Origin of the sequence: Niallia sp. FSL K6-0212 (assembly GCF_038007605.1) — a bacterium.
Lineage (GTDB): Bacteria > Bacillota > Bacilli > Bacillales > Cytobacillaceae > Niallia > Niallia circulans.
Window position 1 is genome coordinate 1834445 of sequence record NZ_JBBOXL010000001.1, and the last position, 12156, is coordinate 1846600.

10 protein-coding genes are annotated in these 12156 nt (G+C 34.9%); 7 read left to right on the plus strand and 3 right to left on the minus strand.

Annotated elements, in window-relative coordinates; translation table 11 throughout:
- Positions 1–3: 3 nt before the first annotated feature.
- The 4 genes from MHH96_RS08625 (at position 4) to MHH96_RS08640 (ending at position 4273) form a co-directional block, all read left to right on the plus strand.
- Positions 4–390 carry a ribosomal maturation YjgA family protein gene (locus MHH96_RS08625; protein WP_047941807.1) on the plus strand — a complete coding sequence of 129 codons (387 nt, stop codon included), beginning with the start codon at positions 4–6 and terminating at the stop codon, positions 388–390.
- A 94-nt stretch (positions 391–484) separates the two neighbouring features.
- On the plus strand, positions 485–2425 hold the full coding sequence (locus MHH96_RS08630; protein ID WP_047941806.1) for an elongation factor G: 1941 nt from the start codon (positions 485–487) through the stop codon (positions 2423–2425).
- Positions 2426–2441: 16 nt separating this feature from the next.
- Complete coding sequence (locus tag MHH96_RS08635) at positions 2442–2894, plus strand: GNAT family N-acetyltransferase (protein ID WP_047941805.1); 453 nt, start codon at positions 2442–2444, stop codon at positions 2892–2894.
- Positions 2895–3112: 218 nt separating this feature from the next.
- Positions 3113–4273 carry a 3D domain-containing protein gene (locus tag MHH96_RS08640; protein ID WP_047941804.1) on the plus strand — a complete coding sequence of 387 codons (1161 nt, stop codon included), beginning with the start codon at positions 3113–3115 and terminating at the stop codon, positions 4271–4273.
- Between the two features lie 261 nt (positions 4274–4534).
- Here the strand turns inward: MHH96_RS08640 and MHH96_RS08645 are convergent, their stop codons facing one another.
- From MHH96_RS08645 to MHH96_RS08655, 3 genes are all read right to left on the minus strand, one after another.
- Positions 4535–5833: an ABC transporter substrate-binding protein gene (locus MHH96_RS08645; protein WP_047941803.1), complete on the minus strand. Its 1299-nt coding sequence runs from the start codon at positions 5831–5833 to the stop codon at positions 4535–4537.
- A gap of 75 nt (positions 5834–5908) precedes the next feature.
- Complete coding sequence (locus MHH96_RS08650) at positions 5909–6736, minus strand: carbohydrate ABC transporter permease (RefSeq protein WP_047941802.1); 828 nt, start codon at positions 6734–6736, stop codon at positions 5909–5911.
- Complete coding sequence (locus tag MHH96_RS08655) at positions 6736–7674, minus strand: carbohydrate ABC transporter permease (protein ID WP_413783474.1); 939 nt, start codon at positions 7672–7674, stop codon at positions 6736–6738. The genes MHH96_RS08650 and MHH96_RS08655 overlap by 1 nt, the downstream gene beginning before the upstream one ends.
- A gap of 260 nt (positions 7675–7934) precedes the next feature.
- Here MHH96_RS08655 and MHH96_RS08660 point away from each other — a divergent pair, with 260 nt between their 5' ends.
- The 3 genes from MHH96_RS08660 to MHH96_RS08670 are packed head-to-tail and all read left to right on the plus strand — an operon-like array spanning position 7935 to position 11949.
- Positions 7935–9740, plus strand: coding sequence for a sensor histidine kinase (locus MHH96_RS08660; protein WP_235844544.1), 1806 nt, complete (start codon positions 7935–7937; stop codon positions 9738–9740).
- Positions 9721–11298 (plus strand): response regulator, encoded by a 1578-nt coding sequence (locus MHH96_RS08665; protein WP_061800840.1) that lies wholly within the window; start codon positions 9721–9723, stop codon positions 11296–11298. The genes MHH96_RS08660 and MHH96_RS08665 overlap by 20 nt, the downstream gene beginning before the upstream one ends.
- A gap of 51 nt (positions 11299–11349) precedes the next feature.
- On the plus strand, positions 11350–11949 hold the full coding sequence (locus tag MHH96_RS08670; protein ID WP_047941798.1) for a class I SAM-dependent methyltransferase: 600 nt from the start codon (positions 11350–11352) through the stop codon (positions 11947–11949).
- Positions 11950–12156: the final 207 nt, after the last annotated feature.

Sequence of the window (12156 nt, forward strand, 5' to 3'; positions counted from 1 at the left end):
AAAATGTATCGATTATTCTATTTTGTTTCAGCCATACTTATGCTGTTATTAGGACTATCTTCTAGAAAGTTTAGTAATCATCTTCCTGATTTTATAAGCGTTCATGCAGGAGATATGATTTGGGCGATGATGGTTTACTTTGGGTTTCGGTTTCTTTTTATCAGAAATAGCCTCCTAGTTGCAGGAATACTGAGCATACTATTCAGTTTTGGAATCGAAGGCAGTCAATTATATCAAGCGGATTGGCTTAATCAGCTTCGGGATACAACAATTGGAGCGTTAATTCTAGGAAAGGGTTTCCTATTAATGGATTTAATACGCTATTCAGCAGGAATTTTACTGGCTTGTATAGTAGATACATTCTTTGTTTGGAGAAGTAAAAGAGGCTGATCTACAATTGATTTTTCTAGTAGTTATACCATCCTTATGGCCATTTCAGCTATAATGATAGGTATAAACTAAAAAAGCAGGAGTCGCTTTCAAAATGAACAAGACAATTGGAATATTAGCACATGTTGATGCGGGAAAAACTACTTTTTCAGAGCAGCTTCTATATCATACAAATAGTATAACTAAAAGAGGCCGTGTAGATCATAAAAATTCCTTTTTAGATAGTCATATAATTGAAAAGCAACGAGGGATTACGGTTTTTGCAGACCAAGGAATCATTGAACATGGAGATTCTACTTATTATTTAATTGATACTCCTGGACATATTGATTTTTCTCCAGAAATGGAAAGAGCGATTCAAGTAATGGACTTTGCTATTGTGATTATTAGTGCGGTAGAAGGGATTGAAGGGCATACCGAAACGGTGTGGAATCTATTAAGGAAGCATCAGATTCCTACATTTTTCTTTATTAATAAAACAGATCGGACAGGAGCGGATGCAGCGCGTGTTCTGGAAGAAATTCGTTCCCAATTTACGACAGATGTATATGATATTTCCTCTTTAGATAATAGCAGTATGTCGGAAGCGCAAATAGAATTTATTGCAGAGCGGGATGAAGAGCTCTTGGATTACTATATGGATAATGGCTATCAACCGATATTGTGGATGGAAAAAATCCAAGAAATGATTATTTCGTCGCGGCTCTTTCCTTGTGGATATGGTTCAGCACTTCAGGATATTGGGATAAAGGAATTTTTCGATCAGTTTCATCAATTAACAAAAACAATATATAGGAAGGATCAACCTTTTGCAGGAAGAGTATTTAAAATTCGTTACGAGCAAGGTGGAACAAGAATTACTTTTCTAAAAGCAATAAGTGGTACTCTGCATGTCAGAGATGAACTTCCATATGGAGATGTAATGGTAGAGAAAATTACGCAAATTCGTAAATATAATGGAAAACAATTTCAACAAGTAAATGAAGTCGGTGCCGGAGAAATTTTTGCTGTAACAGGTCTTACAGAGGCAATTGTGGGAGATGGAGTCGGAGCAATGCTTGAAAAAGCAGTATATGAATTGGTACCAACGCTTCGTTCAAAAGTGGTAGTTGAAGACGGAGTAAATAAAAAAGAGGTACTAAAGCTTTTTCGGATATTAGAAGCAGAGGATCCATCTCTTCAGATAACATGGGAGGAGAAACAGCAAGATATTCACTTACATGTGATGGGGAAAATACAGTTAGAGGTTCTTCAGGAGCTAGTATTAGAAAGATTTTCTTTAAATGTGCACTTTGGTCAACCGGAAATTTTGTATAAAGAAACAATTGAAACAGCTACTGTCGGATATGGACACTTTGAACCATTACGTCATTATGCGGAGGTACATCTCCGTATAGAGCCAGGAAAAAGAAATACAGGTATTACATTTGAGAGTAGATGCCATACAGATGACTTATCTATAGCAAATCAACATCTCATCTGCCAGCATCTTTTTGAGCGAGATCATCATGGGATTTTGACTGGTTCCCCCTTAACAGATATAAAAGTGACATTATTAACAGGGAGAGCCCATAATAAACATACACACGGCGGTGATTTTCGGGAAGCTACTTTTCGAGCATTGCGCCAAGGACTAGAAAAAGTACAGAACCGGTTATTAGAGCCTTATTATGCTTTCAAAATAAAAGTAGCTATCGAACAAATGGGCAGAGTGCTGGCTGATATTCAAATGGCCCATGGAGCATTTGATACGCCCGAAACAATAGATAATAAAGCAATTATTACCGGCAAGGCTCCCGTTGCCACATTTATGGAATACAGCACAATCTTAGCCTCTTTTACACAAGGAAAAGGTCAGCTTTCCTTTACCTTTGCGGGTTATTACCCTTGTCATAATGAACAAAAAGTGATTGCTGGACTAGACTATGATAAAAATGCTGATCCAGCATATACATCCTCGTCTATTTTCTGTGCGAAAGGCGCAGGATATACGGTTCCTTGGCAAGAAGCGGAAAAAATGATGCATTGTCTATAGAAAGGATGAACGATTGATGAAGATTCGCAAGCTTAGAGAAGGAGAAACTCCCCCTTTTGATTTATTATTATTAGCAGACCCATCTGAACATTTAATCAGAGAATATCTTAAAAAGGGCATTTGCTATATTGCGGAAGATAGGGATCAAACTATCGGTGTCTATGTTTTATTACCAATGGAAGAAGAAACAATAGAATTAATCAATCTTGCTGTGGGCGAAAGCTATCAAGGAATAGGCTTAGGGAAAAGGTTAGTTATGCACGCGATTGAAGAGGCGAGAAAATTAGGATATAACAAAATAGAAGTAGGGACTGGGAATAGCAGTATTTCACAACTTGCTCTCTATCAAAAATGCGGGTTTCGAATCGATCGAATTGAGAAAGATTTTTTTCTCCAGCACTATGAAGAGGAAATCTATGAAAATGGAATTCAGTGTATGGATATGATAAAGCTCAAACAGGATATATAATTCAATTTCGAAAAGGGTAAATATTAATAATTAACAGAATTATTACAAAGGTAACAAAGGGTCATTTTCCCTTCTAGACTTACAGAATGCTAGAAAATATGCGATATTTAATAGCTGGCTTGTAAACTAATTTTAAAAGTATTGACTTATTATTTTAATAGAATTGTAATTTAGAAGCCTCTTTCATGTGTTATAACAATAGAGAAAGGGGTTTTTAGATGCGTTCCTTAAAAAAACTAATGGCCATTTCGTTAAGTAGTGTCATCTTTTTGACATCAGCGATTATGGTACAAGCAGAAACGAGTCAAGAAACACTGAACAAGGCGAAAAATCAGTTGGATCAAAATCAGCAATTGATTAATGAAAAAGAAGCAGAAAAGCAAAAAACTTTAAAAGAGTTGGAAGCTGTTCAAGAGGATTTAAAATCTATTGAAACAGTAATGCAGCAAAATAAAGATAAAATAGCAAATCTGCAGGCGAAAATTGAAGAAACGCAACAACAAATAGAGAAAAAGAAAGAAGAAATTGTTGTTCTAGAAGATAAAGTATTGGCACGTAAAGACGTGATGAAAGATCGTCTCGTTTCCTTGCAGAATACAGACCAAACAAATGTTGTTTTAGAAGTGCTGTTTAATTCAAAGGACTTCGCTGACTTTATTAGTAGAGCAACAGCTATTTCGATGATTTTTGATGGTGATAAAGATATATTAGAGCAGCAGCAAGCTGATCTTCAGAAAATTGAAGAAGAAAAGGCAGCAATTGATCAGCAAGAAGAGGAATTAACAGGACAATATGATGAATTAGCGGCTACTCAAAATGAACTGCAGCAAAATGTTGCTCAAAGACAAGAGGCAGTAACGGCTGTACAGAAAAAATATGCTTCTGTTTCTAAAGAAGTAGAATTAGCTGAGAACCAGAAAAAAGCAGTACTTGATCAAATAAATGCAGCAGAGTCCGCATTGAAGAAAGAGCAAGAAGAAGCGAAGAAGAATGTCGTAAAGGTAAATAGTCCAGCTAAAAAAGCTGCTAGGGCATCGACTAACTCAAAACCTACTACGAGCAAATCACCTTCTAGTAAGTCTTCAAGCAGTAAAGATGTAATTTATGTAACCTCAACTGCTTATAGTCATCAAGATACAAAATCTGATTTTACGGCACTTGGATATAATATTAAAAAGAATAAGAATATGAAATTAATTGCAGTAGATCCAGCAGTCATTCCATTAGGTTCTAAAGTTTGGGTAGAAGGTTATGGAGAAGCTGTGGCAGGAGACACAGGCGGAGCAATTAAAGGACATAAAATAGACGTGTTAATGCCATCAACTAGCAAAGCAAAGGCTTGGGGACGGAAAACAGTCAAAATAAAAATCTTGAATTAATTTAATACTATTCTTCTTATTATAGACTCTCAGGTGTGAAGAGTCTTTTTTTTGCGAAAAAAAGAGGAATGCCTTTTATTTGGCACTCCTTCATACTATCTATTTTCAAGGGGGGACTTGAAAAAGAAATTTAATGACTATAGCTATATCATACCCATATATTATGAATAATATATGACAAAACTATCAATAAATCTTAAATAAATTGTTAAGATAAGATAAATGTATGAATATTAGCTAGTATCTCATATTGTGCATCTACTATTTTTTTAGTTTAGCCCAAGTATCGTCCAATGCTTTCATTGTTTCCTCGCGTGATTTTTGACTTCCTACATATGCTTGAAGACTAGCACCAAACTCCTGTCCAGCACCATCAGGATATTTCGTAAATTGCCATGTATATGTTCTGCCTTCCTGTGAGTATTTTTGAATCTCTGCGCCTAAGGGACCGATATCTTCAGCTGTGGCAGTGATTGTTTCAAATGCTGGAACATATTTGAAGTCCTTTACAATAGATTCTTTTGCGAAATCGGAAGTAACCATCCAGTTTAAGAAATCTAATGCTGCTTCTTTATCTTTTTCAGGAGCATCCTTATGAACAACCCAGTTTGTAGGCACATCCACCATTAGCTTATCCGATTTTTCCTTCTCATCACTTAATGGCATTGGGATAAAGCCTACCTCCAAGTTAGGAGAAATTTTATCAATCATCGGCTGAATCCAGTTTCCTTGCTGGATCATCGCAGCTTCACCTGTTGCAAAAAGAGTTACTTGGGTATTATAGTCTGTTGTTAATGGATTCTTATTACCATAATCAATGGTTAAATCCAGTAAATCAAAGTATTTGTCAAAATGCTCATTCCCTTCGATTTTTGCCGATCCGTCATTTAATCCTTTAATAAAGGCGTCGGCATCTTCTTGATAAGCAAAAGGAACATTTAGTCCATGGTTAGCTAAAACCCACCATTCACCATAACCAATCGAAAAAGGTGTAATTCCAGCAGCTTTTAACTTTTTAGCAGCTGCTTCTAGTTCAGAAAATGTTGTTGGTATTTCCGTAATACCTGCCTTTTTAAATAATGCTTTATTATAGGCAAATCCATATCCCTCCAGGTTAACTGGCTGGCCATAAATTTTTCCATCTACTGTCATGGGAACTAAGGCACTTTCATATGCGTCCTTTACCCATGGTTGATCTGACAAATCCTCTAATTTATCCAGCCAAGTTAAGGCCTCTTGATATCCACCATTTCCAAAAATATCAGGAGCTGTATTGGAGGCGAATTTTGCTTTTAAAGCAGCCGTTCCATCTGCTCCTCCACCGACTGTTTCAATATTAAAGGTTACATCTGGATGTTCCTTTGAGTATTGATCTGTCAATGCTTTTAATTGATCCGCAATTTCTACTTTTCCGTTAAACAAGTCCACCACTACTTTTTCTCCTTTGCTTGAAGAGGTGTTACTTGAGGCACCCTCATTTGAACAAGCACTTGCAAAGAGCAGAGAAGCAGATAAGATACCAGTTAATAAGGAATACCTTTTCATTTTGTTAAATTTCATTTGATTTCCTCCTGTTTATAGAAATAGCTTATTTATATGGAAGAGGTGGCTTTGTGAACACAGCCTCTTAGCTCCCTATTTAATAGATCCACTAGTAATCCCTTGTATAATATGCTTTTGCATCGAAAAGAAGAAGATTAACAGTGGGACAATTCCTATCATTAGTGCTGCTAGAGCGAGATCCCATTGCTTTGTGTATTGGCCAAAGAAGAAGAAAGTAGCAAGTGGTATTGTCCGCAGTTCTGGATTTTGTAAGACAAGTGATGGTAATAAGTAGTCATTCCATATCCAAAGACTATTTAAGATGATGATTGTTACGGTAATTGGTTTTAATAATGGAAAAACAATTCTCCAGAACACCCCAAAACGAGAGCAGCCATCCATAATAGCAGCTTCTTCTAGTTCAACTGGAATTCCTTTAATAAAACCATGATATAAAAAGATTGTCATCCCAGACCCAAAGCCTAAATACATAAATACTAGACCCCAAATACTATTAAGTAAGTGTAAACTTGAGGCTGTTTTAATAAGTGGAATCATAATAGATTGGAAAGGGATAATCATGGCAGCAACAAAGGCCATGAAAATAATCGTGCTAATTTTCTTTTTCGTCCGGACCAGCATATAAGCAGCCATCGAACAGAATACGACTAATACAATATTGCTAGCTATCGTTATAAGAAGAGAGTTGCTAAAAACCTTTAGGAAATTTAACTTTTCAAAAGCATTTAGATAGTTTCCAAATTCAAACGTACTCGGTAAGGAAGAGGTATTTGTTAGTATTTCTGAAAAAGGCTTGAGTGAATTAGAAATCACATAATAAAAGGGAATCAAGAATAATAAGCCTAGTATAATACCAAGCAGTTCCATTAAGAAAGTTTTGCTAGTATACCTGTTTTCCATCAAGATTCCACCTCTTTTCTCTTAGTAATTGTAACCTGTAAAATGGAGATGGCTGCTACAACAATAAAGAAGATAAGTGCTTTGGCTTCCCCAATTCCGTAGCGATTGTTAACAAAGGCTTCGGTATAAATATTAAGAGCCAGCATTTCCGTTGATTTAAAAGGACCTCCATTTGTTAACGAAAGGTTGGCGTCGAATATTTTAAAGGAAGATGCAGTTGTTAAGAATAAGCATATTGTCACAGCAGGAGCAACAAGTGGAACTTTAATATTTCGCAGCACTTGAAAGCGGTTTGCTCCATCCATTTTTGCTGCTTCAATTAGTTCTTTTGGAATGTTTTGCAATGCAGCTATATAAATGAGCATAATATATCCTGCTCCTTGCCATACGCTGACAATTACAATTCCCCAAAAGGCGGTATTTTTATCTCCTAACCATGCTAACTCAAATAGTGGTATCCCTGTAAGTTCTCCAATAGAAGCGAATCCTCTAATAAAGATAAATTGCCAGATAAAGCCGAGTAAGAGGCCGCCGAGTAGATTAGGCATAAAAAATACAGTACGTAATAGATTGCTAGATTTTAGTTTTTGAGTAACAAGCAGTGCTAGGCTAAAACCAATGGCGTTTGTCAAAATAATCGCTACAACAGTGTAAATAGCAGTCAGCTTAAAAGATTGGAGAAACTGTTTATCGTCTGTGAAGATATACTTAAAATTATCCAATCCAACCCACTTAATCTCTCCAGTTATGCCATTCCAATCGGTAAAGGAATAATAGATGCCAGAAAAAAATGGAACAAGCACCACAATTGTAAATGCAATAAAAACAGGACCTACAAATAGAGAAAATAAACCTGCTTCCTTCCAGTTCTTCTTCTTTTTTGTAGAGAGTGATTTTTTTCTCGTTACACTTGACTGGTGTACAGGGGGAGTTTCTATTTTTTCTATATTATTTGGATTATTCACTTTCTGCACCTCCTATTTTTATAATATAATGGTTATACCTTTTGGGTAACCGCTTACATTGACAAGAAAGGTGTAATATATTGACCACTCCTTATGTATTATTTTTATAAGGAATGGTTTGGAGAGGAGGAGAGAGAGATTAGAATAATGTCCACTTTAGGCGTATATCAAAAAAACGGAGTTTATTTAAGGCTTCTCGACCGAAAATGAAATGGGGTATTCGAAAAAAATTAATGATTTTCTTGCTTCTTGCTACTATTCTTCCTTTTGGAAGCAGTATCGTCCTTACCTATTTTCAAACCATTCATCATGTTAACAAGGAATCAGTTGCATACAATACAGAGTTAATGAAGAAGGGAAAGGAAGAGTTAGGTACGTACTTAGAGGATATTGCTTTAATGTCTACCGTATTATATCGTTATACTCCTTTCATGAATGTACTAACACAGGGAGTGGGAGAGAATAACAAGGAGAATATGGAAGAGGTACGTCGAGTGCTGGCATATGTGTACAATTCTCGTTCAGAAATAGAGCAAATGCATTTATATATTAATAAAGGGAGAGATTCTGTTACAAATTATCACTCGCGCATAAGTGGGAGAGGTGAAAATAAAAATATCTATTTTCATCCATATTATCGGAGATTAGAGGAAAGTGAAACAAACTATTCGCTTATCGAACCACCACATACGATATACAGTTATAATGGCTTATCGATTATTCCTAACTCTGAGAAATCAACTGTTCTATCCCTTCATAATAAGATTAGAAATGTGCCATCTAATGATATTTTGGGATTTATGTCTATTGATATAAATCTTTCAAAAATAGATGGGATTGTGAATAGGCTATATAAAGATAAGGAAGGTATTTCCATTATAAATGAAAATGGAACTGTAATTTACTCTTCCAATAAAGCTGTAATCGGCAAAAAAACAAAGGATAAATGGTTTTATAAAGTTCAAACAAATCCCCAACAAAATAACATAAAGTGGGAAAGTAAAGATTTTTCAGGGGTTATTTTTTATGAAAATATTGCTGTTCAGGATAATAATTGGTATATGGTAAAAAGTATCCCTTACTCTAGTCTTTATCAAGGTGCGAGGGCAACGGCATTTATGAATACGATGATTGCCTTAGTGGCTTTAATTATTGTATTAGTCATAACAATGATTATTTCCTTTAAGATTACTGCTCCAATTAAAGTTTTAATGGAAAATATGAAAAAGGTAGAGAAGGGGATTTTTGTGGCAAACTTTGAGGCGGGAGGAAATGATGAAATCGGAATGCTTGGTAGGCGTTTCAAATCGATGGTATTACAAATCAATAGATTAATAGACAAAGAATATAAACTGCAAATTGAGAATAAGTCAGCTCAATTAAAGGTATTGCAATCACAAATAAATCCCCATTTTCTATACAATAGTTTTCAGTCCATAGGCACACTTGCTCTAAAAATGAATGCAGTTCCTGTTTATACATTATTGACTTCTCTCTCGGATATGATGCGATACAGTATGGATATGAGAGAAGCTATGGTGCCGCTATCGAAAGAATTAAAACATACACAATCCTATCTGTCTCTTCAAAAACAGAGGTTTGAGGATGAGCTAAATATAATATTAATAATCGAACCGAGCACACATGAAATTGTTGTTCCGAAAATGCTGCTACAGCCAATTATTGAAAACTGCTTTAAACATGGTTTTAGTAATAAAATGGAGGGCGCAAGAATTACAATCCGTGCTTATACAGAGGATGATGATTTAGTAATTATTGTCGAGGATAATGGGATAGGAGTAAGCAGTGAAAGACTACAGACGATTCATAAAAAATTATATTATGAGGAACGAAGAAAGGAGGATAAAGAAAGAGAATCAATCGGATTAAATAATATTTACGATCGTTTGCAACTTTACTATGAGGGACAAGCAAGCTTTGTAATCGACAGTATCGAAAAGAAAGAGTTTACCGTAATGATTCGTATCCCAATAATTTCACATGAAGGAGTGAATGAAGATGAAGGCACTAATCGTTGATGATGAAAGGCATGTTCGTGAAGGAATTAAGCTTCTTGCTGATTGGTCAGGAAATGAAATTACAGACATTTACGAAGCAAGTAATGGAGAAGATGCTATTCAAATAATAGAAGCGGCAAATCCCGAAATTATTTTTTCTGATATGAAAATGCCAAAGGTCGACGGTACTCAGCTTTTAAAATGGATGGATGAGCATTACGCTCATGGGAAGACGATAGTAGTTACAGGTTATGATGATTATCATTACATGAGGAAGGCAATGCATTACGGAAGCTCAGACTATTTATTGAAGCCTATTAACCCTGAAATGCTGAATGATACATTAAGGAGGGTAGTGAACGAGTGGAAACAAGAGGAAGAGGAAAGGAAAAGGAAGCTTAATAGAACACAACTTATTAATAAAATGAAGCCAGCGTATCGTGATCACCAATTAACACAGATGTTAAATAATGATCCATTCGATAAACATGTCTTGGAGGAATTTCTTTTAACCAAAGCACAGGCCTATACAATCGGACTCTTACAAGTAAGTAATGGAATCGTGGAAGAATTTAAATGGGATAAAGATCTCACTCTTTTTACACTCTTGAATGTAATAAATGAGGAGCTTAGAAGCAATAATAAGGGAATTGCCTTTCATTATGTAACCGGAAGAGGAGAAATTGTCCTTCTTCTCTTAAGAAGGAAAGAGGAAGCGGTTGTCATCATGAGAGAAGTACATACTACTATCCTAAAGTTATTAGGAATCTCTTGTACTTTATCAATGGGATTAGAAGTTACTTCCGTTAACCAGTTGAATCTTTCTTATCAGTATGCTAAGTCTATTATGATGAATCGAGATGTTTTGGGGAATCAACAAGGAAAAATAATGACAGAGAAAAAAGAATATGAGATAAAAAGCTTAATGGGTTATTCAAGCTCGATAAAAATGGCCATTCAAACGGGAGAATTACATGCTTTTCAATCACTTATTGGGCAGATCCAAAAAGATATGATGAATAATCCACCATTATCATTAAGCCAGCTTTTGCATTTGGAGCATGAATATTTAATGATAAGTACAAGATGGTTTAAGGAGTTCAATCTCCCGATAAGAATTCCCTCCAATATTGAGGAGCGTATTTATTCATTTATGGACAAAGAGGGTATTTTTCAGTTGGAAGCATATAAAGCAAGGAAGAAAAAAGAAATAGCATTGTTTCTTCGACGAGTAAAAAGACAAAATGCCCGAAGATCGCAAAATGTTATTCACGAAATTGAAAAGTACATAAAAGCAAATTTTCATCGGGAGATTAAGCTTCAAGAAATATCGGAGCACTTTTACATCAGTAGAGAATATATTTCAAGAAAATTCAAACAAGAGTATCATGTCAATATTTCAGAGTATTTAGTTACCATCCGAATGAAAAAAGCTCAAGAATTATTGAAAAGCAGTAATTTGAAAGTTTATGATATTGCTAATATGATTGGATACCAAGATGATAAATATTTTCGCAAAGTATTTAAAAAAATCATAGGTGTTTCACCTAATGAATACCGTGAGATGGAAATAAGATAGAGTGAAAATGTATATTTGGGATTTTTTAGGTATTAGGAAACTAGATGAAAGGTGAATGCTTTGAACTACGATAAATTATTACATATTGAAACAGAAGAAATACAAGTAGGATTCCATAAGTCCTATCATTATCATCGATATGAACCAACTCCATATGAGCATTTGGAGCAATTATTTCGCGAATTTCCGCTTCGTGAGACAGATTATGTAGTTGATTTTGGATGTGGAAAAGGGCGTTTAAACTTTTATATTCATTATGTATTTCAGTCGACTGTAAAGGGAGTTGAAATCAATGAAGACTTTTATTATCAAGCGCTTCTTAATTTAGAACAATACGCAAAAAGCAGAAAGAAAAAGAAAGAAAAGATACATTTTTATTTAGGAAGAGCAGAGGATTTTTTGGTACAGCCAGAAGATAATTATTTCTATTTTTTTAATCCTTTTTCCTTGCCTATCTTTCAAAAAATTATTAGTAATATCGTGTACTCACTGGAACAAAATAGTCGCAAGGTCAACATTATTCTCTATTTTCCTTCAGATGAATATCGATTTTTTATGGATAACCATGCATTATTCAAAAAGAAAGGAGAGGTGAAAGTCGGGAATAGGACAGAAAAGGATACGTTTATCATTTATCAATCTCTTTATTAGGCATTGTTTCTTGCCCGTTAAATCTTTAAAGATTTAACGGGATTTAATTTATTTTAATTTTTTTGGGAGATAATACCATTAATGAAAGGATTGTCTAAAGTGAATTTTTCCTTTATATTCAATTTATACAAGTAGAAAGTCTTAGGTAAAAAGTTTTGAATAACATGCGTTAATCGAAAGCGAAAAAGAGATAATCAAGAGAAATCG